Here is a 24,793-nt window from a genome sequence, read left to right as displayed (position 1 = left end):
CGGATCAGCGCCGCCCGAACAGCCGCTCGATGTCGGCGAGCTTGAGCTCGACATAGGTCGGGCGGCCGTGATTGCACTGGCCGGAGAGGGGCGTCGCCTCCATCTCGCGCAGGAGCGCGTCCATCTCCTCCGGCTTGAGCCGCCGCCCCGAGCGGATCGAGCCGTGGCAGGCCATCCGCGACAGGATGGCCTCCCGGCGTCGCTCGAGCGCCTCGCCGACGGCGTCGTCCTCGCTCTCGGCGAGGGCGTCGGCGAGATCGCGCACGAGGGTGGCGAGGTTCGGCCGGCCGAGCGCGGCGGGGTGCTCGCGCACGCACACGGCGCCCGGGCCGAAGGGCTCGAGAACGAGGCCGTGGGCGGACAGCTCGTCGGCGGCCTCGGCGAGACGGCCGACATCCGACGCCTCGAGCTCGACGATCTCCGGCACGAGCAGCATCTGCCGCGCGATGGCGGCCCCCGCCCGTTCCCGCTTCAACCGCTCGTAGACGAGGCGTTCGTGCGCCGCATGCATGTCGACGAGGACCATGCCGTCGCGGGTCTGGGCGAGGATGTAGGTCTCGTGGATCTGCGCGCGGGCGGCGCCGAGCGGGTGGTCGAGCGCCTCGGGCGCGGGCTCGGCCGCGTGCGCGCGCGCATCCGCCGAAGGCGCGAGGCCGAAGGCGGCCTGCGCCGCCTCGCCGAAGCCGCCCGCGGCGCGCTCCTCGCCGAGACCGTCGAGCGGCGCCTGCCAGGAGCGGGCGATGTCCGTGCGCGGCAGGCTCGCGCGCGCCGGCGGGGCGTAAAGGCTGCGGCCGGAATGGACGCGCAACGCCTCGAGCGCCTGCGCGCCCCCCGTCGTCGCCGCGCGAAACCCCGCTTTCGCCAGCGCCTCGCGGATCGCCGAGACGACGAGCGCGCGCACGAGCCCGGGATCGCGGAAGCGCACCTCCGTCTTCGCCGGGTGGACGTTGACGTCGACCATGCGCGGATCGCAGGTCACGAACAGAGCGAGCGCCGGGTGCCGATCGCCGGGCATCACGTCCGCATAGCCGCCGCGCACCGCCGACAGGAGGAGCTTGTCGCGGACGGGGCGGCCGTTGACGACGAAATGGATCGCCTGCGCGCTGCCGCGGTGGAAGGTCGGCAGGCCGATGAGCCCCGACAGGGCGAAGCCCTCCCGCGCCGCTTCGAGCGCGACCGAATTCTCGGGGAAGTCGCGTCCGATCACCTTGGCGAGCCGCCGCGCGAGCCCGTCGGGCCCCGGCGCCTCGGGCGGGCAGGCGAGCGCGCCCGCGCCCTCGCCGGAGAAGGCGAAGCGGATCTCGGGATGGGCGACCGCGAGGCGCTTGACCACCTCCGCGACGGCGATGGCTTCTGCGCGGTCGCTCTTCAGGAATTTCAGCCGCGCGGGCGTCGCCGCGAAGAGATCCGTCACCTCGATGCGGGTGCCCGGCATGGCGGGGGCGGGGCGGACCTCGCCCTTCGCGCCCGCATCGACGAGGAGCGAGAGGCCGGAGGTCGCGCCGCGGGCGCGGGTGAGGATCGACAGCCGGCTCACCGCGCCGATCGAGGGCAGAGCCTCGCCGCGGAAGCCCAGCGTGCGGATGTCGGTGAGGTCGCCTTCGGGCAGCTTCGAGGTGGCGTGGCGCTCGACCGCGAGCGCGAGATCGCGCGCCGACATGCCGCTGCCGTCGTCCGTGACCCGGATCAGCCGCCGCCCGCCGGCGACGATCTCGACCGAGATCGCGCGGGCGCCCGCGTCGATCGCGTTCTCGACGAGCTCCTTGACCGCAGAAGCCGGCCGCTCGACGACCTCGCCCGCGGCGATCCGGTCGACGAGGACGGCGTCGAGGAGGCGCACGCCGCCGGGCGCCGCCTGCGCCGCTTCGGCTTCGCTCTCCATTGCGGCCGTGCGGGCCGTGTCGCTCATCGGGTCTCGTCCTGACCGGCCGAATCGGGGTGAGGGGAGGGAAGACACTAGCGCGGATCGGGGCGCGGGAGGAGGGGCGCGCATGTCGCGCGAAGCGGCTTGTCCACGGGCGTCCGATCATGTTAATGCTCGTTACATCGATCTGCGGAGACCCGCGATGAGCCTCGCCCCCCTTCTCGCCGAGCCGATCCTCGTCCAGGTCCACACGCTGGCCGCGCTCGCGGCCCTCCTCCTCGGCGCCGTCCAGCTCGCGAGCCCGATGCGGACGGGCAAGGCCGTGCACCGCGCCCTCGGCTATGCGTGGGCGGCCCTGATGCTCGTCGTCACGCTCTCCTCCTTCGGCTTCGTCTACCGCCCGCTCCTCGGCCCGTTCAGCTGGATCCACGGCCTCTCCGCCTTCACGACCGTAATGGTGATCCTCGGCGTGCTCGCGGCCAGGCGGCGGATGATCGTGCACCACCGCACCACGATGTGGATGATCTACGTCTTCGCGCTCGTGGTGACGGGCGCCTTCACGCTCCTGCCGGGGCGGTTGATGCACCGGGTCGTTTTCGGTTGAGAAGCCGCGCGCACGTCCTTTACGCGCTTGCATTCGCGCCCGCGACAGGCCACTTGAAGCGTTGATCTCGCGCGGAATCGGAGCGCCTTCGCGACCCCGTCTCCCGCCCTCCCGAACAAGAGCCCGAGACCCCGACCTTGGCCGAGAACGATCCGAAGAATCCTGGCGACGCCCCGCCCCCCGGCGGCGACGTCAAGGCCGTCTCCATCGTCGAGGAGATGAAGAAGTCCTATCTCGATTACGCCATGAGCGTGATCGTGAGCCGCGCGCTGCCCGATGCGCGCGACGGGCTCAAGCCCGTGCACCGGCGCATCCTCTACGCCATGCACGAGAGCGGCTATCTCCCCGAGCGGGCTTACGTGAAATGCGCGCGCGTCGTCGGCGACGTGATGGGCAAGTACCACCCGCACGGCGATTCGGCGATCTACGACGCGCTCGTGCGCATGGCGCAGCCCTTCTCGATGCGGCTGCCGCTGATCGACGGGCAGGGGAATTTCGGCTCGGTCGACGGCGATCCGGCGGCGGCGATGCGCTACACCGAGTGCCGCCTCGCCAAGCCCGCGATCGCGCTCCTCGACGACATCGACAAGGACACTGTCGATTTCGGCCCCAATTACGACGGCAAGGAGCGCGAGCCGCTCGTCCTGCCGGCGCGCTTCCCCAATCTCCTCGTCAATGGCGGCGGCGGCATCGCGGTCGGCATGGCGACGAACATCCCGCCGCACAATCTCGGCGAGGTGGTCGACGCCTGCCTCGCCTATATCGACGATCCGGGCATCTCGATCGACGACCTGATCGAGATCGTGCCCGGCCCCGATTTCCCGACCGCGGGCATGATCCTCGGCCGCGCCGGCATCCGCTCGGCCTATCACACGGGCCGCGGCTCGATCGTGATGCGCGCCAAGGCCGAGGTCGAGGAGATCCGCAAGGATCGCGAGGCGATCATCGTCACCGAGATCCCCTATCAGGTGAACAAGGCCTCGCTGATCGAGCGCATCGCCGATCTCGTGCGCGAGAAGCGCGTCGAGGGAATCTCGGACCTGCGCGACGAATCGAACCGCGACGGCATGCGCATCGTCATCGAACTCAAGCGCGACGCGGTGGCGGACGTCGTCCTCAACCAGCTCTACCGCTACACGCCGCTCCAGACGACCTTCGGAGCGAACCTCGTCGCGCTCAACGGCGGGCGCCCCGAGGTGATGAACCTCAAGGACCTCATCCGCGCCTTCGTCGATTTCCGCGAGGAAGTCGTCTCCCGGCGCACCAAATTCCTGCTCGCCAAGGCGCGCGACCGCGCCCACGTGCTCTGCGGTCTCGCGATCGCGGTGGCGAACATCGACGAGGTCATCCGCCTCATCCGCACCTCGCCCGATCCCAACAGCGCCCGCGAGGCGCTGATGGAGCGCGATTGGCCGGCCCTCGACATCGCGCCCCTCATCGCGCTCGTCGACGATCCGCTGCACCGCGTGGCGGAGGACGGCACCTACCGCCTCTCCGAGGTCCAGGCGCGCGCCATCCTCGATCTGCGCTTGCAGCGCCTCACGGCGCTCGGCCGCGACGAGATCGGCGACGAATTGCAGAAGCTCGCGTCCGAGATCGCCGATTATCTCGACATCCTGCGCTCGCGCGCGCGCATCCTCGGCATCATCCGCGACGAGCTCGCGCAGGTGCGCGAGGCCTATGCCAGCCCGCGCCGCACCGAGATCGTGGAGGCCGAGGGCGAGTTCGACGTCGAGGACCTGATCGCCCGCGAGGACATGGTCGTGACCGTGTCGCACATGGGCTACATCAAGCGCGTGCCGCTCTCGACCTATCGCGCCCAGCGCCGCGGCGGCAAGGGACGCTCCGGCATGGCGACGCGCGAGGAGGATTTCGTCTCGCGCCTGTTCATCGCGAGCACGCATTCGCCGGTTCTGTTCTTCTCCTCGAGGGGCCAGGTCTACAAGGAAAAGATCTGGCGGCTGCCCGTCGGCGCGCCCAATGCCCGCGGCAAGGCGCTCGTCAATCTCCTGCCTCTGCAGGAGGACGAGCGCATCACCACGATCATGCCGCTTCCCGAGGACGAGGACAGCTGGGAAGCGTTCGACGTGATGTTCGCCACCGCCGCCGGCAACGTGCGCCGCAACAAGCTCTCCGACTTCGTCCAGGTGAACCGCGCCGGCAAGATCGCGATGAAGCTCGACGAGGGCGATTCCATCGTCGACGTGCAGGTCTGCTCGGTCGACGACGACGTGCTGCTCACCACCGCCGGCGGCCAGTGCATCCGCTTCGCGGTGCCGGAGGTGCGCGTCTTCAAGGGCCGCGATTCGACCGGCGTGCGCGGCATCACGCTCTCGCGCGACGACCGGGTGATCTCGCTCGCGATCCTGCGCCATTTCGAGGCCTCCGCCGAGGAGCGTCAGGCCTATCTGCGCTACGCCTCCGCCATGCGCCGCGCGTCCGGCGCCGAGGGACCGGAGGAGGCTCCGGCGAACGGCAACGGCGACGGCGAGGAGGCGACGGCCGATATCGAGCTCGGCCAGGAGCGCTATGCCGAGATGGGCGCGGCCGAGCAATTCGTGCTCACGCTCTCCGTCAACGGCTACGGCAAGCGCACCTCGTCCTTCGAGTACCGGGTGACCGGGCGCGGCGGCAAGGGCATCGTCGCCATGGTGACGAACGACCGCAACGGCCGCCTCGTCTCCTCCTTCCCCGTCGAGCAGCACGATCAGGTGATGCTCATCACCGACCGTGGCCAGACGATCCGCGTCCCCGTCGACGGCATCCGCATCGCCGGCCGCTCGACGCAAGGCGTGATCGTGTTCGACACGGCCGAGGGCGAGCACGTCGTCTCCGTCGAGCACATCGCGGGCGGGACGGAGAGCGAGGTCGTGGACGGCGGCGATGGCAACGGGGAGAATGGCGGGGAGGGGTGAGATCTCGCAAACCTCCTCAATCCGTCATTCCGGGGCGCGAAGCGAGCCCGGAACCGAGAACCCCGACAGTCAGATCGAGCGCGCATGCGCGCTCGTTCCTCGCAATCAGGGAACCGATGCAGGACGCAGCCTATAGGCGCTGCTGATGGCAAATTCTCGATTCCGCTTTTCCGTGCCGGTAATCTTCAGGCCGTAAGACGTCCGCTGCGCAGCGTCCCGGTTGCGCTCGTTCGTCGAGGAAGCCTGATGAAGCGCGTGGCGTCGGTCTTGGTGTTGTTGCTCTGTGTGTCGGCCCTCGGCGGCTGTCAGAGCACCGCCGATTTCAATCGCGGTGTGGACAACATGGTCATGCGCGTCTTCGTCGGACGCGATTATGCCGATCTCGTGAGGCAGATGGATGTGATCCGGCTGGGCGCACAGCAGCCGCTGATCGGAAACCGCATCGGGGGTTCTCGACTGCCGAACGGCATGCGCCTCGAGCGACATCTCGTCCGCAGTCAGGGCCACGCCCAAGGCTTCCACCTCGGTGGTCTGATCGGCGCCGAGCAGAGGCGCATGACTTACCGCCTGCTCTATTTCAAGGTCGATCCGGCAGGCAAGGTCGTCGATACGGCGAACGGCTTTCTCGCCGGCGAGACTTTCGATTGCGTCAGCTTCCTCGGCGGCCTCATCCGGCGGTGCGACGACCCGAACGCTCTGGCCGCGGACCTGCAATTCTTCGATTCGCTCGTCAAGACGTCGGACGGACAGCCGCTTTCGGAATGGTTCGCGCCGAGCCGGGCGGCTGGAGCGGAACCGGCGCGTCGGATCGGACCCGCTTGATCGAGGAGGCGCGCCGTCTCCGGTTCCGTCTCGCACTCTCGACCGCTCTCGGCTACAACGCCCCAAACCAATTCCGCTTTTCTCGCTCCCGCTGCGTCCCCATCTCTCGGAGCGTGAAGCGACGAGGGTAGGCCGACAGAATGAACGAGCGCGCAGGCGAGGACGATCTGGTGCGAGCCGAGGAGCCCGGGGCCGCGAGCCCCTGGCGCTTCTCCGTCGCGCCCATGATGGACTGGACGGACAGCCATTGTCGCGCCTTCCATCGCGTGCTCTCGCGCCGGGCGCTCCTCTATACCGAAATGGTCACGACCGGCGCCGTGATCCACGGGCCGCGGCAGCGGCTCCTCGGCTACGACGCGAGCGAGCACCCCGTGGCCGTGCAGCTCGGCGGGTCGGATCCCGGCGATCTCGCCGAGGCGGCGCGGATCTGCGTCGAGGAATTCGGCTACGACGAGGTGAACCTGAATGTCGGCTGCCCCTCGGACCGCGTGCAGGACGGACGCTTCGGCGCCTGTCTGATGCGCGAGCCGGGGCTCGTCGGCGATTGCGTCGCGGCGATGAAGGCGGCGGTGTCCGTGCCGGTGACCGTCAAGTGCCGCATCGGCGTCGACGACCAGGACCCGCAGGCCGCGCTCGACGCGCTCGCCGAGGCCGTCGTCGCGGCGGGCACGGACGCGCTGATCGTGCACGCGCGTAAGGCCTGGCTGCAGGGGCTCTCGCCGAAGGAGAACCGCGACGTGCCGCCCCTCGATTATGCCCGCGTGCGCCGCCTCAAGCGCGATCGCCCCGGCCTGCCGATCGCGCTCAATGGCGGGCTGAAGTCGATCGATCGGGCCAAGGCCGAGCTCGCGGAGGCGGACGGCGTGCGCCTCGACGGGGTGATGCTCGGTCGCGCCGCCTATCAGGACCCCGAACTCCTCCTGCGCGTCGACCCGGAGCTGTTCGGCGAGGCGCCGCCCGTCGCGGACGGCTTCGAGGCGATCGAGGCCTACGAGCCCTACATCGCCGCGCGGCTCGCGCAGGGCGTGCGGCTCGCCTCGATCACCCGCCACATGCTCGGCCTCTTTTCCGGACGCCCCGGCGCGCGCGCCTATCGCCGCCACCTCGCGACCGAGGCGGTGAAGCCCGGGGCCGGGCTCGAGACCCTGCGCGCGGCGGTGGCGCATGTGCGCCGCGGGGCGCTCGAGGACGCGGCATGAGCGCGGATGTCGCGATCGCCCGCGCGCGCGTCGAGGCGAGCTTCGCCCGGCAGACGGTGATGGAGACGATCGGCGCGCGGCTCCTGTCGGTCGCGGCGGGCGCGGTCGAGATCGGCCTCGAGATCACCCCGCGCGTCTCCCAGCAGCACGGCTTCGTCCATGCCGGCATCGTCGCGACGATCGCGGATTCGGCCGCCGGCTATGCCGGGCTCACGCTGATGCCGGAGGGCAGGGGCGTGCTCACCGCCGAGTTCAAGATCAATCTGATGGCGCCGGCGTCCGGCGACCGGCTCGTCGCGCGCGGGCGCGTCGTGAAATCGGGCCGCCTCCTCACCATCGCCCAGGCCGAGGTCGAGGCCATCGAGGGGGATCGCACCCGCACCGTCGCGCTGCTGACCGCGACGCTGGTCGCCGTGGAGAATCGCCAAGGCGTCGTGGACTGAACGGCGCCGGCCCGGCGCTTGCGCGCACTCGGGAAAACCCGCATACCGCGGCGTCAAAACCGTCAAAGGCGCCTTTCGCATGTTCCTCGGTGTCCCCTTCGGCGACCTCGCGATGCTCGCCGCCGGCCTCCTCGCGGCGGGCGCGATCACGGGCGTGCTCGCCGGGCTGTTCGGCGTCGGCGGGGGCGCGGTGATCGTGCCGGTGCTGTTCGAGGTCTTCCGGCTCGTCGGCGTGGACGACGAGGTGCGCATGCCGCTCGCGGTCGGCACCTCGCTCGCGATCATCATCCCGACCTCGATCCGCTCCTTCCGCGGCCATCTCGCCAAGGGCGCCGTCGACACGGACCTCCTGAAGGCGTGGGCGCTGCCGGTCGTCGTCGGCGTGCTCGTCGGCTCGGCGCTCGCGCGCTTCGCGGAGCCGTGGGTGTTCCAGCTCGTCTTCGTGGTGGTGGCGGGCTTCAACGCGTTCAAGCTGACCTTCGGCCGCGAGACCTGGCGCATCGCGGCGGATCTGCCGAAGGGCATCTTGCTGCGCGTCTACGGCGCCTTCATCGGGCTCGCCTCCTCGCTGATGGGCATCGGCGGCGGGCAGATCTCGAACCTCCTGATGACGCTGCACGGGCGCGGCATCCACCAGGCGGTGGCGACGTCGGCCGGGCTCGGCGTCATCATCTCGATCCCCGGCGCGATCGGCTACGTGATCGCCGGGCTCGGCATCGAGGGGAGGCCGCCGGACGCGATCGGCTTCGTCTCGCTGCTCGGCTTCGCGCTGATCGTGCCGACGAGCCTGCTCACCGCCCAGATCGGCGTGAACCTCGCCCATGCCTGGCCCAAGCGCAAGCTCGAGATCGCCTTCGGCCTCTTCCTCGCGATCGTCTCGGCGCGCTTCCTCTACGCGATGATCAGCGGATGAAATCGCTGCCGAGCGGGGCGCGGCGGACGAAGTCGAGGCCGGCGAGATCCTGACAGGAGCCCTCCTGCGGCTCGTGGAAGCGGATCGCGGGTCCCGCGCGGCTCATGAGGCAGGAGACGGGAAAGTCGAGCGCGCCGCTCTCGCCCTCGACGAGATGGAGGACGAGCACGCCGTCGGCGACCTCGAAGCGCCCGCTCGCCTGCGCCTCGAGCGCGCCGCGGCGAGGTCGAAGCGACCGCCGGTCAGCTCGATCGTGATCCCGTTCGCCTCGTAGACGCCCGGATTGAGCGCGACGTGCGCGCTCGGCGGGGGAATGGCGGGCGCCTCGACCGCAGGCAGATCGAGACCGGGGACCGCCTCCTGGGCGATCGCCATCTGGCTCTCGTCGATGACCGGCTCCTCGCCAGCCGTCTGCACCTCGCCGCAGGCGGCGAGGAGCGCGAGGGCGCCGGCCGCGCAGACGAGGCGGGCGGCGCGGCGCGGATTTCGGGCATGCTGATGGGTCATGCCGGGACAACGGCCGCGAGCGGTCAAGGTTCCGCGAACGCTCGCCGTTTCAGAGAAGCCGGCGATATTGCACGAAGCCCGAGCGTTGCGCGCACGCGTCGTAGAGGCGCATCGCGGTCGCGTTCGTCTCGTGGGTGAGCCAGTGCACGCGCGAGGCGCCGCGGGCGCGGGCCTCCTCGGTCACCGCATCGATCAGCGCCCGGCCGATGCCGCCGACGCGCCGATCGGGCGCGACGAACAGGTCCTGCAGGTAGCAATAATCCCCCTCCGTCCAGGTCGAGCGGTGGAAGACGTAGTTCGTCATGCCGACCGCGACGCCGTCGAGCCGCGCGAGGAACGAGCCCATCTCCGGCACGGCCGGGTCGGTCAGGCGCGAGAAGGTGAGGCGCGTCGTCTCGGGGCTGACCCGAGCCTCGTAGAAGGCGAGATAGCCCGCCCAGAGCGGCGCCCAATCCTCGTAATCCTGCGCCGTCAGCGGCACGATCTCGACAGCCATCCCCGAGCCTCCTCCCGATCGCATGCGGCGCGCCGTGAAGCGCGGCCGCTCGGCATCGGTTTTCCCCCGGACGCCACGCGCTGACAAGTTTGAAAAGCTTTTGTCGCGGTGTCATCAAGTCAGTCGCGCCGATGGGGCGAGAGCTCCCCCGTGTCATCCCCGGCCGGAGCACGCGTAGCGTGCGCAGGGGAAGGGGGCCCAGCACGAAAATCGCTTGTGGAGCAAGCACTTGCGGCGGCGACCAGCCGCCTCGTCGGCGGCGCGAGCGCTTGCTCCGCAAGCGTCTTCCTGTGCTGGGTCCCCTTCCCCTCCGGTCGCAAGCGACCTCCGGCCGGGGATGACACCGTTGGAGCACTCACGCTGTCGACGCGACTGACAATCCAGGACGATAGAGGGCGATCCGGGACCCCCATATCCACCACGTCTCAGTCGCAGCCTGTAGGCTGCGTTTCTCTAACGGAAGCTGCTCAAATGTAGCGGAACGAGCGCGGCATGCGCGCTCGTACGACCGTCGCGGATATGGGTCCCGGGCGCTTCGCGGCCCAGAATGACAACCTCCGGAGGATTCACGAGCTCCGAGGGGAAGGAAAGGGAGCGCCGATACGGTGGTCGTTAGTGCTGTCCGTCCATGTCGGCGAGCATCTTGCGCAGCTGCTTCGTCGCCGGCGTCACGATCGCGAAGAAGGCGGCCTCGCGCAGCCGGCGTTGGACGCGGCTCTTGCGCACGAAGCCGCGCGCGCCCGCGTGCAGCAGCGCCGCCTGCGCGAAATGCAACGCCCCCTCGCCGCAGCGCAGCCGCGCCTCGACGACCTCCCGGAAATAGGCGGCGGACGGGTCGTACGGCGTCCGCGCGAGGCGCGCGACGAGCGCCTCGATCGCGGCGAGGGCCTCGGCGAGATCCTCCGGCTGATCGGTGAGGTAGCGGTTGACGTGGCCGAGCGCGGGGCGGACCTCGCGCATGATCGCGAGGCAATCGCGCATCAGCCCGATGCCCATGCCGGTCTGGAGGAGCACGAAGCCCGCGCGGATGCGCTCCACATAGGCCGCGCACGGATCGGCGAGGACGTTCGCGTCCGGCACGAAGACGTCGCGGAAGCGCACGGCGTAGGTCGCCGTCCCGTCCATCGCGAGGAAGGGCTCGCACGGGTGGAGCGAGACCCCCGGCGCGTCGCATTCGGCGAGGAACATCACGCGCCGCGCGGGTTCGTCCGCCACCGCGAAGACGGTGCCGAAGGCGTGGTCCGGCCCGAGATTGGACACCCACGGCAGCGCCCCGCGCACGACGTAGCCGCCCGGCACGCGCCGCCCCTCGAGCTTCAGCCGCTCGATGCCGAAGAAGGACTTCATCGGGTTCGAGAGCCCCGTGCCGCCGAGCCGGCGGCCGGACGCGACCTCGTCGAGGAGGCGGTCGCGCAGCCGCGCATTGTCGCCGTTGCCGAGATACCAGGCGAGCGTCGACTGGCACCAATGCACGAAGCCCGTCGCCATGCAGGTCTCCGAGACGGCGCTCGCCGCCGCGATCGCCGCGGCGAGATCGAGCCGCCCCGAGGCGTCCGGCAGATGCGCGCGGTAGGCGCCCAGCACCCCGAGCCGTCGGATCGTCGCCGCCGGGTAGAAGCCCGCGTCGATCGCCTCGGCGAGGGGCGCGAGCTCCGCCCGGCAGAGCGCGCGCACGCGCTCGGGCATGTCGGCGGCGGGCGCGGCCTGCGGGGGCGCGTCGTCGATCGCGAGCATGCTCACGCCCCCGCGCCGACCTCGGCCGGCGAGGCGGCGGCGACGACGAGCTCGACGGGGCGGGTGAGCGTGTTGGCGACGGGCGAGAAGCGCGTGACGTGCGCGATCAAGGCGTCGACCTCCTCCTGCGGCGCGTCGCAGATCAGCGTGACGGCGGCCCGCACCTGCGTGAACCCGACGGGCTTGTCGGAGGTGTCCCCCGTGCCCCAGACCGCGCTGATGTTCAGATCGCCCTCGAGCGCCACCTCGAGCCGCTCGACGCGCCAGCCGCGATGGACGGCGTTCGCGTGCAGCCCGACCGCGAGGCAGGAGCCGAGCGCCGCGAGGACGGCCTCGGACGGGTTCGGTGCGGTGTCGTCGCCGAGCAGCCCCGGCGGCTCGTCGATGATCGCGGGCGGGAGATCGCGGACGAAGTTGAGGTGGCGGAAACGCCCCTCCGCGACCGTGCGGCACGAGAGCGTCCGCACCGCCTTCGGATTGGCCCGGCCGGCGGCGGCGAGCCTCTCGAGCCCGTCGCGGTCGATCGGCGCGAGGCCTCCTGCGGGGTCGAGGCGGGTGGGGACGATCGCGGGTCGTGTCATGTCGTGTCTCCTTCTTCGGGTCGGACGCGCGGGCGCGGCCTTTCAGAATGTGAATATCCTTCGCCGAGTACCCCACCGCCGTCATTCCGGGGCGCGAAGCGAGCCCGGAACCCAGAACCCCGACCTTCGATGCGCAGCCTGTAGGCTGCGTCGCTCGACGTACCCATGGCTTTGGGTTGTTCAGCGAGCGCGCATGCGCGCTCGAACCAGCGTCGGGAGTCTGGGTTCCGGGCTCGCTTCGCGCCCCGGAATGACGGGCGGGGAAGACTTTCGATCTTTCATGGCTCGCGCTGCCAGGATCGGCTGGCGATGGCGCGCTGGCAGAGCGTGTCGAGGCAAAAGCCGATCGCGCCGATGATCAGGACGATCGCCATCAGGCGGTCGTATTCGAGGGTGTCGCGGGCATCGTTGATCGCGTAGCCGAGCCCCGACGTCACGCCGAGGAACTCGGCCGGGACGAGCACCACCCAGGCGACCCCGAGCGCGAGCCGGATGCCGGTGAGCACGTCCTGCGCGATCGCCGGCAGGATCACGTGAACGAGAAGATGGGCCGGGCGGGCGCCGAGATTGCGCGCGACGCGCAGCCAGCTCGGATCGATCCGCCGATAGCCCGCCGCCGTGGCGAACACGATCGGCCACACGGCGGCGACCGCGACGAGGAAGACGATCGCCGCGTCCCAGGTCGCGAAGGCGAGGATCGCCATCGGCATCCAGGAGAGCGGCGAGATCATCCGCAGGAACTGGAAGGGCAGGTTCGTCGCCGCGCGCAGGAGCGGGAAGGCGCCGAGCGCGAGGCCCGTCGGCACGCCGATCGCGATCGCCCACGCCAAGCCGAGCCCGATGCGCGTCAGGCTCGGCGCCGTCATCCGCCATGCCTCGCCGGACGCGATCATCTCGACGAGGCGCGCGAGCGTCGGGCCGGGCGCGAGATCGGCGAAGGCGGCGATCGAGGGGCTCGCCGCGATCAGCGCGCCGCCGAGCTGCCACAGCCCGAGGAGCGCCGCGACGCCGCCGAGCGAGACGAGGACGCGCGCGAGGCCGGCCCCGCGCCATCCGCTCGCGCTTGCCGCGGGTGCGGGGTCGAGGACCGCGCTCACAGCGCCAGGACCTCGACGCGCGCGAACGGATCAGCGCCGCTCTCGGCGGAGGCGAGCCGGGGCGCGTGCTTCTCGATCGCGGCGCGCACATAGCCGTATTCGACGAGATCGCGCGCGACGAACTCCGCATCGAGCTCCTTCAGGAAGCGCGCATCGCCCCCGACCACCGTCTCGCGCAGCGTCTCGACCATCAGCTTCGTGGCGGAGGGGTAGGGCCAGGGGTCGAAATCGATGCGGCCGCTGTTCCATTCGGGGTGCTTGATCGCGCCGCTCTCGAGATAATCCGGCTCGTCGTAGGCGAGCATGGCGCGGGCGACCACGTCCGCCGGGACGGGAAGGTAGCCGCGCCCGTCGCGCGAGAGGAGGTGGGCCACCTCCGCCTTGTTCTCCGAGGCGTAGACGGCGCCGCGCACGACGGCGTCGACCACGGCCTGCGTCCATTCGGGGCGGTGCGCCGTCGCCTCCTCGTGCATGGCGAGCACGCAGCAGGGATGGTTCTTCCAGATGTCGCCGGTGAAGCGCAGCATCCGCGCGCCCGCCCGCAGCTCGCCGAGCGCGTTGAACGGCTCGGCCACGATGTAGGCGTCGATCTTGGCGGCGGCGAGCGCGGGCGGCATGTCGGGCGGCGGCATGACCTGGAGGTTGCACTCGTTCGGCGCGAGCGGCTCGCCCTCCGCCTTGATCACCGGCACGATTCCCGATTGCCGGAAGGCGTATTGCAGGACGACATTGTGCATCGAGTACCAGAACGGCACCGCGACCTGCTTGGCCCCCAGATCGGCGAAGGAGGCGATGTCGGTATGGCGTCCGACGACGAGGCCCGAGCCGTTGGTGTGGGCGAGGCCGACCACCTTCACCGGAAACCCGGTATTGTACCGCATCCAGACCGGGATCGGCATGAGGAAATGCGCGAGGTTGAGCCGCCCGGCGGCGAAGGCTTCGACGAGCGGCGCCCAGCCGCGCATCAAGGTCGGCTCCTCGCTCTCGAGTCCCGCATCCGCGAAGAAGCCCTTGGCATGGGCGACGAGGAGGGCGGTCGCGTCGGTGATCGGGATGTAGCCCATCCGCACGACGTCGTCGGCGGGGCCCGCCGCGCGGGCGGAGGAGGCGGCGGCGCCGGCGATCGCGGCCGCCATGGCGCTCGTCGCGAGCCGCTCGAGAAAGGAGCGGCGCGTGAGGCCGGCGGGGAGGTAATCGGCGGCGTAGAGGTTCGAATAAGCTGCGGGTCGGCGGGTCTCGGACATGGCGGGTCCTCGTCGTCAATGGGCGCGCGCGAGGCCGGCGAGCGGTCGCGGTACGGGAGCGGGGAGGGGGGCGGCGCGCTCGCCGGCGGCGACCGCCTCGAAGGATCGGCGAATGCGCGCGATCGCGGCAGCAACGGCGGGGTCCCCGAGCGCGCGCGCCTCCGGCAGGTCGAGCGCGAGATCGGCGGCGATCCGCCCCGGCCCGCTCGCGAGCACGATCGCCCGATCGGCCATCAGAGCGGCCTCGGCGATGTCGTGGGTGACGAGGACGAGCGTCGTGCCGAGCCGCCGCGCGATCGCCCGCACGTCCCGCTGCAGCGCCGCGCGGGTGAAGGCGTCGAGCGCGGAGAAGGGCTCGTCGAGCATCAGGAGCGCCGGCTCGACGGCGAGCGAGCGCGCGAGCGCGACGCGCTGCTGCTGCCCGCCGGAGAGGTCCTGCACGTTGCGGTCCGCGAGGTTCTCGAGCGCCACGAGCGAGAGGAGATCGGCCACGCGCGCCCGCGCCTCCGCGCCGCGCCCGGCGAAGGCGAGACCGAGGCCGACATTCTGCGCGACGCTCATCCAGGGCAGGAGCGAGGGCTCCTGGAACATCACCACCCGCGACGGCGAGGGCCCCGACACGCGCTCCCCGCCGACGAAGACCGCGCCCGCGCTCGGGCGGATCAGGCCGGCGAGGATGTGCAGGAGCGTCGACTTGCCCGAGCCCGAGCGGCCGACGAGTGCGACGACGTCGCCGGGCGCCACTTCGAGATCGATGTCGAGGAGCGCCGGCTCGCGCCCGCGACCGTAGCGGTGCCCGACGCCCCGGATGCTCAGATCGGCGCCGTGCGGGGGCGGGCTGTGGCGGCTGTGCGTCGGCATCGTGCGCTCCACTCGGGGCCGGGGAGTGCATAAAATACGTCGCAAGTATGGGAAATATGATCTTTTCTCGCGACGATCTGTAGAAATTTGCCGCCCGATGGCGCGGCGTCCGGAGAACGGGCTTCTCGCCATGCAAGCGGGCGATCCGAACCGCCGCGGTCGGCGCCGCGTTGTGTCGGGAAAGGCGGCGGGTCCGCCACGAGAGGAGCGCATGGCGGAGGTTCGGGTCAGGCTCGATCACGCGCTCGGCCGCGACGAGGCGCTGCGCCGGGTGCGCGCGCGCGTCGGCGAGGCGGCGGCGCGGCGCACGATCGGAATTCTCGACGACGAGACGCGCTGGGACGCGACCGGCGGCGACGTCGCCGTGCGCGCGCTCGGGCAGGTGTTCCGCGGCCGGGTCGATGTCGCGGACGAGGCGGTCAGCGTCCGGCTCGCGCTGCCGCTCCTCGCCCGGCCGCTCGCGCCGACGGTCGGCGCCATCATCGAGCAGGAGGGCAGGGGGCTCCTCCAGGGCGCGGCCCCCGCATTCCCGCCTGCGAGCCGCATCGGCGCCGAGCCGCCCCGCCCGCGCCGCCGCGAGGGGGCGGGATCGCGCGACGCGGTGATCGGCGTGATCGGCGGCTATGGCTGGCCGGACGTCGCAATGTGGTGCAATTCGCTCGCGGAGACCGGCTTTGCCGGCGAGGCCGTGCTGATCTCCCTCGATCCGGTGCCCGAGCTCGAAGCGGCGCTTTCGCAGGCAGGCTTCCGCGTCGTCGTGCCGGCGGCGCACGAGCGGCTCGCGACGCCCGAGACGCCGGTGCCGATCCTTGTCGAGCGCTTCGCCCTGATCGCAAGCCTGCTCGCGCGAGAGACGTGGCGCAACGTCGTCCTGACCGACGTCAAGGATCTCGTCTTCCAGGCCAACCCCGCCGCGTGGCTGGAGCGCGCGCTCGCGGGCGGCGCCGAACTCGTCGCCTCCTCGGAGGGCATTCGGCTCGGCGACGAATGGTGGTTGTCGCATCTCCTCGCGGAGGAATTCGGCGCGGCGGCGCGCGCCCGCCTGTCCGGCCGGGAGATCCGCAATGCCGGCGTGATCGCGGGGACGCGCGAGGCCTGCCGCGACGCCGCCGCCGCGATCGTCGCACGCTGCACGCGCGAGGGCATCAAGTCCGCCGACCAGGCGGCCTACAATCTCGTCCTCGCCGAGCCGGACTGGGAGGCGCGCGCGCGCCTCGCCCGCCACGACGAGCCCTGGGCCTGCCAGGCCGGCACCACCGCCGATCCGCGCCAGGCGCCGCTCTTCCGCGACGCGCTCGTCGACGTGCGCCCCGTCTTCGAGGACGGCCTCGTGCGCAATCCCGCGGGCGAGCCCTACGCGATCGTCCACCAATACGACCGCGTGCCGGATTGGCGCGCGCATTTCGAAGCCCGGTTCGGCTGAGGCGGGCCGATGCTCGCCCTTGCCGCCACGCTCCTCCTCGGGACCCTCCTCGCGCTGCATCTCGCGACCTGCCTCGCCGTCGCGATCCGCTGGCGGCGGGCGCGCCGCGCGACCGCGCGGGCGCGCGACATCCCTCCGGTGACGATCGTGCGCGCCGTCTCCGGCCTCGAGCACCGGCTCGAGGCGTGCCTCGCCTCGACCTTCGCGCTGAGCGCCACCGACGTGGAGATCCTCTTCTGCGCCGCCGATCCCGCCGATCCGGCGGTGCCCCTCGTCGAGGCGCTGATCGCCGCGCATCCGGGCGCGCGCGCGCGCCTCCTCGTCGGCGGCGAGCGGCGCACGCGAAACCCGAAGCTCGACAATATCGAGAAGGGCTGGCGGGCGGCCGCGAACGACGTGGTGATCCTCGCCGACGGCAACATCCTGCTGCCGCCGGATTACGTCGAGCGCCTGTTCGCGGGCTTCGCGGATGGGACGGGGCTCGTCAGCGCCTGCGCCATCGGCACCGACCCGCGCAGCGCCGCGGGCGACCTCGAATGCGCGATCCTGAACACGCATCAGGCGCGCTTCCTCCACGCCGCCGACATGCTCGGGCTCGGCTTCGCCCAGGGCAAGACGCTGATGCTGCGCCGCTCCGACATCGACCGCGCCGGCGGCTTCCCGGTTCTCGCAGCGGAGATCGCCGAGGATTCGGCGGCGACGAAGGCGATCTCGCGCTTGGGCCTGCGCGTGCGCATCCTGCCGGTCGAGACGCCCCATCTGGTCGGCGCGCGCCCGCTCGCGGCGGTCTGGAGCCGGCAGGTGCGCTGGGCGCGGCTGCGGCGCGCGGCCTTTCCCGCGCCCTATGCGCTCGAGATCTTCTCGGGCGTCCTCGTCCCGCTCCTCCTCGCCGCGGCGCTCCTGCCGCCGGAATGGGTGGCTGCGCTCGCGATCCTCTGGGTGGCGGCCGAGATCGCGTTCGCGCGGGCGGCCGGCTGGCCCGTCACCTGGCGCACGCCGCTCGCGATCCTCGCCCGCGATCTCCTCGTCCTGCCGGCGGTCTGGATCGCAGGCCTCGTCGGCTCGCGCTACGTGTGGCGCGGGAGCGCGGTGGACGTGTCGCCCCGCGCGCCGATCCGCTTCGAATAGATCCGATACCGCTTCGTCGGCTCGCCCGCGATCATCGTCGCCATGCGGACCATCGGCCTGTTCGTCTCGAGGATCCAGGACATCTCGGTCCAGTCGGGTCGGTAGCGGTCGTGCAGCGCGATCAGCGTGCGGAAGAGCGCCGCCATCAGCGCGCCGCCGATGCGCGAGCGCTGATGCTCGCGCACGATCCCCATGAGCAGGACCCGGTAGCTGCGCGCGCCGGATATTTTCAGCGCGAGGTAGGTCCGCAGGAGGTCGAGGAGCGCGATGCCGCTCGGTCGCTGGCGCGCGACGATCTCGTTGACGTTCGGCAGCGCGAGCATCATGCCGACCTCCCGCCCGTCGAGCAGCAGGAATTGCAGGAAATCCGGGCGCATGATCGGCGAGAGCTCGCGCGCGAGCGCGTCGACCTCCGCGGCGCTGAAGGGAACGAAGCCCCAATTGTCCGCCCACGCGTCGGCGGCGATGGCGAAGGCCGTGTGGAAATCCGCGCGGGCGCGGCGCGGATCGAGCGGGCGCGTCGTCACGCGGTCCGTCCGCTGCGCCCGCGCGCCGAGCGCCCCGACGCGCGCGACCTCCGGCACGGCGCTCGCGCGGAAGGCGAGGAGGTCGACCGCCTTCTCGAGCCCCGCCGCCTCGATCAGCCCTCCGGTGAAGGGCCGGTGGTGGGGCATGGCGACGGCGGGGGGCTCGCCGAACCCCTCGACGAGGCAGCCCGCCTCCTCGTTGAGGGAGAGGCTCACCGGCCCCGTCATGCGGGCAAGGCCGCGCTCTGCGAGCCAGGCCTCGGCGGCGCCCAGGAGCGCGCGGGCGGCGTCCGGATCGTCCTCGCAATCGAAGAAGCCGAAATGGCCCGTCGCGTCGCGATGGCGCTCGAGATGGCGCCGGTTCACCTGCGCCGAGATCCGCCCGACGGGCGTGCCGCCGCGCGAGGCGAGGAAGAGCTGCGCCTCGCCGTGGCGGAAGAAGGGCGCGTGGCGCGGCGAGACCCGCCGGCGCTCGACGTCGGCCGGCAGCTGCACGAAGGCGGGATCGTCGGCATGGATGCGGGCGGGGAGCGCGAGGAAGGCGCGCAGCGCTCCTCGCGTGCGCACCGGCTCGATCGTCACCCCGGTCAAGGCGCCCTCACGCGGGCGTCGGGGCGATGCCCGCGCGCGCCTCGACGAGCGCGTCGAGGCAGCCCTCGATCTGGCCGCTCGTGTGGCTCGCGCAGACGAAGCAGCGGATGCGCGGGGCCGCGCGCGACACCGCCACCTGCACGATCGGCGGCGCGTAATAGCCCTGCTCCTGCAGCCGCATCGAGGCTGCCATGCAGGCGCGCGGGTCCTCGAACAGGATCGGCACCACCGCGATCCCCTGGGCGAGGCCGACGTCGAGCCCCCGCGCGCGGGCGCCGTGGAGGAAGGCGCGCCCGTTCTCCCGCAGCCGCTCGAGCCGCCACGGCTCCGCCTCGAGGATCGCGACCGCCTCGATCACGGACGCCGCGATCATCGGCGGCAGCCCGACGCTGTAGACGAAGCCCGGCAGCGTGAAGCGCAACCAGTCGCAGACCGAGCGGCGCGCGCAGACGAAGCCGCCGGCGCTGACGAAGGACTTGGACAAGGTTCCCACGACGAGGTCGATCTCGTTTGGGTCGACGCCCCAATGCTCGGCGAGACCGCGCCCGCGGGCGCCGAGAACGCCGATCGAATGCGCCTCGTCGACGAGGAGCCAGGCGTCGTGCCGGCTTTTCAGCGCGAGGATGCCGGGCAGATCGGGGATGTCCCCGTCCATGCTGTAGAGCCCCTCGATCACGATCAGCACCCGCCGGTGGTGAGGGCGGCGCTCGGCGAGGACGCGGTCGAGATCGTCGAGGTCGTTGTGGGCGAAGTGGACGACCTGCGCGCGCGAGAGCTCGGTGCCGGCGATGATCGAGTTGTGGGACAATTCGTCGGCGACGATCAGGTCGTTGCTCGTGAGCAGGTGCCCGATCAGCGACATGTTGGTCATGTAGCCCGAGACGAGCCCGACCGTGTCCTCCATGCCGACGAAGGCGGAGATCGCGGCCTCCATGCGCGCGTGCAGCGCGCACTCGCCGCCCACGAGGCGCGAGGCGCCCGCGCCGATCCCGTAATCGGCGGCGGCCCGGCAGGCCGCCTCCAGGATGCGCGGATCGTGGCCGAGGCCGAGATAATCGTAATTGGCGAAGCCGACGAGGTCCGCCCCGCGCGCCCGACGCTCCTCGCGCAGCTCGTGCACGGACTTGAAATAGGGGTGCCCGTCGGCGACGAGCGCGCTACCGGCGAGACGCGCGCGCTGGCGCGCATAGGCTTCGAGGCTGTGGTCGAGGATGGGTTTCATCGCGGTCCGCCGGGCCCCCCTGCCGAGTTCGAGCGGTCTCGTCGATGAAACAAAGCCCGGCGCCTTCGGTTTGTTCCCAAGCTGAGCGTCGTCCTGCGGGGGACCGACGACGGCCTCCGAAAGCCCGCTCAGGATGCGGGCGATCGGGTCATGTCGGCGGCCGCGCGCGGCGCCTCGCCATTCGCGCGGGACGGTCGCCCGTTCTCCCCGCGGGAATGGCCCTTCGTCGCGGCCTCGATGGCGCCGCCGGCCCGCAGCGCGAGCGCGACGAGATCGCCCGGCAGGCTCGCGACGTCGGGGCGCGCGAGGCGGGCCTCGAGCGCGTTCCCGATCCGGGCGAGCGTGAGCCGGTCGAGCGGCTCGGGTGCCGTGGGCGCGACGCTCGGGGCGGTCTCGCGCGTCATGTCTCTCCTCCTGGCCGCCGAGTCGGTCTCGACGAGATGGTTCGAGCGGCTGACGGGGCGTTTCCCGAGCCGTGTCCCGGAATGCAAGCGAACTTCGTGCGCGATAACAGCGCTGGACAACCGATGGCGCGGCTCCGGGTTCCATCTCCTGAGCCGGGGAAATGAAAGACGCCCGCCGCGCGCTGCCGACGCACGGCGGTCGTCTGCGCGGCCCGACGGCGCGGCTCCACTGCGCGGCTCTACTGCGCGGCTTGGCGCGTCGCCTCCGCCAGCCCCTCCCTCACGCGCGCCCCGTATCGCGGGTCGGCTTTCGTGAAATTCTCCACCATGCGGTCGCGGACCTGCGCGTCGCAGGTCGCGAGGGCGCCGACGAGATTGGCGACGAGCTCCTCGCGCTCCGCATCGGAGAAGGCGCGCCAGCGTTCGCCCGCCTGCTCGAAATCGCAGGGGCGCGAGATCCGCTGGCGCCCGACTTCGCCCGCGACATGCGGGCGCGGCGGCGGGCCGGCGCGGCGCTGCTCGGACAGGCCGTCGAGGCTGGACGGCTCGTAATTCACGTGCGGGTTCGCGCCCTGGTCGGCGCCGTCGACGTGGTAGCTCATCTGTCCGCCGCGCTGGTTCGTCGCGAAGGGGCAGCGCGGGGCGTTGATCGGCAGTTGCAGGTAGTTCGGTCCGACGCGGTAGCGCTGCGTGTCCGAATACGCGAAGGTGCGGCCCTGCAGGAGCTTGTCGTCGGAGAAGTCGATCCCGTCGACGAGCACGCCGGTGCCGAAGGCGGCCTGCTCGACCTCGTTGAAATAGTCGGTCGGATTGCGATCGAGAACGACGCGGCCGACGGGAAGGAGCGGGAAACGGTCCTCCGGCCACAGCTTCGTCGCGTCGAGGGGATCCCAATCGAGCTCGGGGTGCTCGTGATCGTCCATCACCTGGATCGCCATCTCCCATTCGGGGAAGTCCCCGCGCGCGATCGCGTCGTAGAGGTCGCCGGTGGCGCGGTTGAAGTCCTTCGCCTGGATCGCGTCCGCCTCCGCTTGCGTCAGGTTGCGCACGCCGAGCTTGGGCTGGAAGTGGAACTTGACGAGGACGCTCTTCCCCGCCTCGTCGACGAGTTTGTAGGTGTTCACCCCCGAACCCTGCATCTGCCGGTAATTGGCGGGAATGCCCCAGGGCGAGAACAGCCAGGTGACCATGTGCGTCGATTCAGGGGTCAGGCTGCAGAAGTCGAAGAAGCGGTTCATGTCCTGACGGTTGTGGACCGGGTCCGGCTTGAAGGCGTGCACCATGTCCGGGAACTTGATCGGATCGCGGATGAAGAACACCTTCAGATTGTTGCCGACCAGATCCCAATTGCCGTCTTCCGTATAGAACTTGATCGCGAAGCCGCGCGGATCGCGCAGCGTCTCGGGGCTGTGGCCGCCGTGGACCACCGTCGAGAAGCGGATGAAGACCGGCGTGCGCGTGCCCTTCCGAAAGACCTTCGCCCGGGTGAAGTCCGCGATCGGATGGTCGCCGGCCATGCCCGTCGGCTCGAAATAGCCGTGCGCGCCGGCGCCGCGCGCATGCACCACCCGCTCGGGGATGCGCTCGCGGTCGAAATGGGTGATCTTCTCGAGGAACTGGTAGTCCTCGAGCACGAGCGGCCCGCGCTCGCCGACGCTGCGCGTGTTCTGGTTGTCGAAGACGGGGTGCCCCTGGCGGGTCGTGAGGCCGATCTCCTTGCCCGTCGTCGTCTTCTTGGACTTGTTCGTCTTCTCGGCCATGGGGCAGCTCCTCGCGCATCGCTCGACCCTCGGCTAACAACGGATGACGCACGTGGTTTCGTCGAAACCGTCGTCGGAGGGGGCGGATGCGCGCGTCCACGGCGGTGGGAAAATGCGAAAGCCTTGTTCGACCGAGGATAGGGCCCTCGCCGGTCGCTTGCCGGGCTCCCGCCGCGCCTCTAGAGTTCCGGAAAACGACGAAACGAAACCGAAGGGAAGATACGCCATGCGCCGGACGACACGTTTCCGCCGCCTCGTCGAGGCGCCGGAGATCCTGGTTCTGCCCGGCGTCCAGGACGCGCTCACCGCCAAGATCGCCGCGGCGGCGGGTTTCTCGGCGATCACCTGCGGCGGCTACGCGACGACGGCGACGCTGCTCGGCGCGCCGGACACCTCTCAGCTCGGGCTCATGGAGATGGCCGATCATTACGCGCGCCTCTGCGACGCGGTCGATCTGCCGCTCTTCGCCGACGGCGACACAGGTTTCGGCAACGTGACGAACGTGCGCCGGACGGTGCGCGCCTACGAGCGGGCCGGGGTCGCGGGTCTGTTCATCGAGGACCAGGTCTTTCCCAAGCGCTGCGGGCACATGGCGGGGAAAGCGGTGGTGCCGGTGGAGGACATGGTCGCCAAGCTCAAGGCCGCGCTCGACGCGCGCATCGACGGCGATCTCGTGATCATGGCCCGCACCGACGCGCTCGCGGTCGAGGGGATCGACGCGGCGATCGAGCGGGCGCGTCTCTACCGGGAGGTGGGCGCCGACCTGATCTTCGTCGAGGCCCCGCGCAGCCTCGCCGACATGGCGCGCATCTGCCGGGAGATCGACGCGCCGCAGCTCGCCAACATGATCCAGGGCGGGCTCACGCCGGTGATGACGGCGGCCGAGCTCGAGGCCGTGGGCTTCGCCGTCGTCACGCATCCGGTCGCCACGAGCTACGCGATCGCGGGCGCGGTCGAGCGGCTGATGCGCACCTTGCGCGAGACCGGCAGCACCGACGCGGTCGCGCACGAGCTGTACGATTTCGAGCGCTTCAACGCGCTCGTCGGGCTGCCGGCCCTGCGCGAAGCCGAGCAGGCCGACCTCGATTTCGCCCGCGAGACGTTGCGCGGGAGAGGCTGAGGGTTCGAAGAGGGCCGCGCCAAGCGGCCGGACGATAGGAGAGGAAACAGAATGACCATACGTTTCACGGCACCCGTGCTCGGGCTCGGGCTCGCCTTCGCGATCGCTGCGCCCGCCCAGGCCCAGACGACCTTCCGCATCAGCCATCAGCTGCCGCCGAGCCATCACATCTCCCAGCTGCTCGAGCGCTTCGCCGAGGACGTCGAGGCCCGTTCGAACGGCGCGCTCGACGTGCAGATCTTTGGCGCCAGCCAGGCCTTCAGCCCGGAGCAGCACCATCCGGCTGTGGCGCGCGGCGACATCGAGGGCGCGATCTCGGTCAACTTCCAATGGGGCAACACCATCCCCGAGATGAACGTCGTCACGATCCCGTACTTCTTCACCGATCTCGATCGGATCGAGAAGTTTCCGGGCTCGGAGGCGGCCGCCATGCTCGAGGACAAGCTCCTCCAGCGCGGCGTGCGCAACGTGGCGTGGTTTTACACGACGCGCCAGTCGATCTTCACCTCGAGCAACCGGCCGCTCGTCGAGCTCTCCGATTTCGAGGGCGTCAAGATCCGCGGGCTCAACCGGCTCGTCGACGAGGGCCTCGTCGCCGTCGGCGCGGCGCCCGCCGCGATGCCGGGCTCGGAGGTCTATCAGGCGCTGCAGACGGGCGTCATCGACGCCGGCCTCACCGACGTCTCGGCGGCTTATTCGCGCCGCTTCTACGAGGTGCAGCAATACGGCACGGTGGCGCCGTTCTTCACGGTGTATTTCCACCTCTACGTGAACCCGGCCTGGTTCGACGGCTTGGACGAGGCCTCGCGCAATGCGATCCTCGAGGCCGCGGCGGAAGCCGAGCGCGCCGCGATCCCGCTCACCGAGGAGACGGCGGATGCGGCCATCGAGCAATTGCGCTCGGTGGGCATGCAGCTCCACATCCAATCCGAGGAGGAGGCCGCCGCCTTCGAGGCCGCGATGCAGCCTCCGGTCATGGACGCCTTCCTCGCCTCGAGCCCCGACGCGCAAGCGCTGATCGACGCGGTGGAGAACCTGTGTGGGCGGGCTACGGGGGCCACGCGTCGGGTCCTGCGTACGGAAACGAGACGACGATGCGCCGCCGCTTTCCTTCCCCTCCGGGGAAGGTGGCCCGGCGGCGCAGCCGACGGGTCGGATGGGGTCATTCGCGCCGAAGGCGCGAAGGGGCGTCGTCCTAGAGCTCCTTACGTAAGGAGACGCCCAACGCCCCTTCGCCCCTTCGGGTCGAAAGACCCCATCCGTCTCCGGACCCTGTTCGGGTCCGGAGCCACCTTCCCCTGAGGGGAAGGAGGGCGCGCCGAAGCGGAAGGGAATACC

The 24,793-nt window shown here is 71.0% G+C and carries 22 protein-coding genes; 10 read left to right on the top strand and 12 right to left on the bottom strand.

The window, feature by feature from the left end; all coding sequences use genetic code 11:
• Positions 1–4 precede the first annotated feature (4 nt).
• Positions 5–1,882, bottom strand: coding sequence for a DNA mismatch repair endonuclease MutL (mutL, locus tag ACK4UM_RS08470; protein ID WP_409797796.1), 1,878 nt, complete (start codon positions 1,880–1,882; stop codon positions 5–7).
• A gap of 184 nt (positions 1,883–2,066) precedes the next feature.
• On the opposite strand from mutL, the gene ACK4UM_RS08465 reads away from it, so the two are divergent.
• From ACK4UM_RS08465 to ACK4UM_RS08440, 6 genes are all read left to right on the top strand, one after another.
• The gene (locus ACK4UM_RS08465; protein ID WP_409797754.1) at positions 2,067–2,468 is read left to right on the top strand and encodes a DUF2306 domain-containing protein; all 402 of its coding nucleotides are present in this window, start codon (positions 2,067–2,069) and stop codon (positions 2,466–2,468) included.
• Positions 2,469–2,605: 137 nt separating this feature from the next.
• Positions 2,606–5,383: a DNA gyrase subunit A gene (gene gyrA, locus ACK4UM_RS08460; RefSeq protein ID WP_409797752.1), complete on the top strand. Its 2,778-nt coding sequence runs from the start codon at positions 2,606–2,608 to the stop codon at positions 5,381–5,383.
• 246 nt (positions 5,384–5,629) lie between these two features.
• Positions 5,630–6,205 carry a hypothetical protein gene (locus ACK4UM_RS08455; RefSeq protein ID WP_409797750.1) on the top strand — a complete coding sequence of 192 codons (576 nt, stop codon included), beginning with the start codon at positions 5,630–5,632 and terminating at the stop codon, positions 6,203–6,205.
• Between the two features lie 140 nt (positions 6,206–6,345).
• Positions 6,346–7,404, top strand: coding sequence for a tRNA dihydrouridine(20/20a) synthase DusA (dusA, locus tag ACK4UM_RS08450; RefSeq protein ID WP_409797749.1), 1,059 nt, complete (start codon positions 6,346–6,348; stop codon positions 7,402–7,404).
• Complete coding sequence (locus tag ACK4UM_RS08445; protein WP_409797747.1) at positions 7,401–7,847, top strand: PaaI family thioesterase; 447 nt, start codon at positions 7,401–7,403, stop codon at positions 7,845–7,847. Before dusA ends, ACK4UM_RS08445 begins: the two co-directional genes overlap by 4 nt.
• A 79-nt stretch (positions 7,848–7,926) precedes the next feature.
• Positions 7,927–8,760, top strand: coding sequence for a sulfite exporter TauE/SafE family protein (locus ACK4UM_RS08440; protein WP_409797745.1), 834 nt, complete (start codon positions 7,927–7,929; stop codon positions 8,758–8,760).
• On the opposite strand, the gene ACK4UM_RS08435 is transcribed toward ACK4UM_RS08440, so the two are convergent.
• From ACK4UM_RS08435 to ACK4UM_RS08405, 7 genes are all read right to left on the bottom strand, one after another.
• Positions 8,750–8,929: a hypothetical protein gene (locus tag ACK4UM_RS08435; RefSeq protein ID WP_409797743.1), complete on the bottom strand. Its 180-nt coding sequence runs from the start codon at positions 8,927–8,929 to the stop codon at positions 8,750–8,752. The genes ACK4UM_RS08440 and ACK4UM_RS08435 overlap by 11 nt on opposite strands.
• Positions 8,930–9,316: 387 nt before the next feature.
• Complete coding sequence (locus ACK4UM_RS08430; protein WP_409797741.1) at positions 9,317–9,763, bottom strand: N-acetyltransferase family protein; 447 nt, start codon at positions 9,761–9,763, stop codon at positions 9,317–9,319.
• Positions 9,764–10,375: 612 nt separating this feature from the next.
• Positions 10,376–11,497, bottom strand: coding sequence for an acyl-CoA dehydrogenase family protein (locus ACK4UM_RS08425; protein WP_409797739.1), 1,122 nt, complete (start codon positions 11,495–11,497; stop codon positions 10,376–10,378).
• A 2-nt stretch (positions 11,498–11,499) separates the two neighbouring features.
• Positions 11,500–12,078 (bottom strand): OsmC family protein, encoded by a 579-nt coding sequence (locus ACK4UM_RS08420; protein WP_409797737.1) that lies wholly within the window; start codon positions 12,076–12,078, stop codon positions 11,500–11,502.
• Positions 12,079–12,356: 278 nt separating this feature from the next.
• Positions 12,357–13,175, bottom strand: a complete 819-nt coding sequence (locus ACK4UM_RS08415) for an ABC transporter permease (protein WP_409797735.1) — start codon at positions 13,173–13,175, stop codon at positions 12,357–12,359.
• Positions 13,172–14,419: an ABC transporter substrate-binding protein gene (locus ACK4UM_RS08410; protein WP_409797733.1), complete on the bottom strand. Its 1,248-nt coding sequence runs from the start codon at positions 14,417–14,419 to the stop codon at positions 13,172–13,174. The genes ACK4UM_RS08415 and ACK4UM_RS08410 overlap by 4 nt, the downstream gene beginning before the upstream one ends.
• A 15-nt stretch (positions 14,420–14,434) precedes the next feature.
• On the bottom strand, positions 14,435–15,280 hold the full coding sequence (locus tag ACK4UM_RS08405; RefSeq protein WP_409797731.1) for an ABC transporter ATP-binding protein: 846 nt from the start codon (positions 15,278–15,280) through the stop codon (positions 14,435–14,437).
• 211 nt (positions 15,281–15,491) lie between these two features.
• Here ACK4UM_RS08405 and ACK4UM_RS08400 point away from each other — a divergent pair, with 211 nt between their 5' ends.
• Both ACK4UM_RS08400 and ACK4UM_RS08395 read left to right on the top strand, forming a co-directional pair.
• Positions 15,492–16,703 carry a polyhydroxyalkanoic acid system family protein gene (locus tag ACK4UM_RS08400; RefSeq protein WP_409797729.1) on the top strand — a complete coding sequence of 404 codons (1,212 nt, stop codon included), beginning with the start codon at positions 15,492–15,494 and terminating at the stop codon, positions 16,701–16,703.
• A gap of 9 nt (positions 16,704–16,712) precedes the next feature.
• Positions 16,713–17,831 carry a glycosyltransferase gene (locus ACK4UM_RS08395; RefSeq protein ID WP_409797727.1) on the top strand — a complete coding sequence of 373 codons (1,119 nt, stop codon included), beginning with the start codon at positions 16,713–16,715 and terminating at the stop codon, positions 17,829–17,831.
• Here the strand turns inward: ACK4UM_RS08395 and ACK4UM_RS08390 are convergent.
• The 4 genes from ACK4UM_RS08390 to ACK4UM_RS08375 all read right to left on the bottom strand — a co-directional run bounded on the left by ACK4UM_RS08390 (position 17,771) and on the right by ACK4UM_RS08375 (position 22,335).
• Complete coding sequence (locus tag ACK4UM_RS08390) at positions 17,771–18,949, bottom strand: hypothetical protein (protein ID WP_409797725.1); 1,179 nt, start codon at positions 18,947–18,949, stop codon at positions 17,771–17,773. The two genes, ACK4UM_RS08395 and ACK4UM_RS08390, sit on opposite strands and share 61 nt — an antisense overlap.
• A 7-nt stretch (positions 18,950–18,956) precedes the next feature.
• Positions 18,957–20,171 (bottom strand): aminotransferase class I/II-fold pyridoxal phosphate-dependent enzyme, encoded by a 1,215-nt coding sequence (locus ACK4UM_RS08385; RefSeq protein ID WP_409797723.1) that lies wholly within the window; start codon positions 20,169–20,171, stop codon positions 18,957–18,959.
• 128 nt (positions 20,172–20,299) lie between these two features.
• Complete coding sequence (locus ACK4UM_RS08380; protein ID WP_409797721.1) at positions 20,300–20,575, bottom strand: hypothetical protein; 276 nt, start codon at positions 20,573–20,575, stop codon at positions 20,300–20,302.
• 239 nt (positions 20,576–20,814) lie between these two features.
• Positions 20,815–22,335: a catalase gene (locus tag ACK4UM_RS08375; RefSeq protein ID WP_409797719.1), complete on the bottom strand. Its 1,521-nt coding sequence runs from the start codon at positions 22,333–22,335 to the stop codon at positions 20,815–20,817.
• 226 nt (positions 22,336–22,561) lie between these two features.
• On the opposite strand from ACK4UM_RS08375, the gene ACK4UM_RS08370 reads away from it, so the two are divergent.
• Positions 22,562–23,455, top strand: coding sequence for an oxaloacetate decarboxylase (locus ACK4UM_RS08370; protein WP_409797717.1), 894 nt, complete (start codon positions 22,562–22,564; stop codon positions 23,453–23,455).
• Between the two features lie 51 nt (positions 23,456–23,506).
• Positions 23,507–24,757 (top strand): TRAP transporter substrate-binding protein DctP, encoded by a 1,251-nt coding sequence (dctP, locus tag ACK4UM_RS08365; RefSeq protein ID WP_409797715.1) that lies wholly within the window; start codon positions 23,507–23,509, stop codon positions 24,755–24,757.
• Positions 24,758–24,793 lie beyond the last annotated feature (36 nt).

The sequence above is a fragment of the Salinarimonas sp. genome, from assembly GCF_046292825.1.
Taxonomy (GTDB): Bacteria; Pseudomonadota; Alphaproteobacteria; order Rhizobiales; family Beijerinckiaceae; genus Salinarimonas.
The sequence above is the reverse complement of the archived record's forward strand: the minus strand, read 5'-3'. Positions and strand labels throughout refer to the sequence as shown.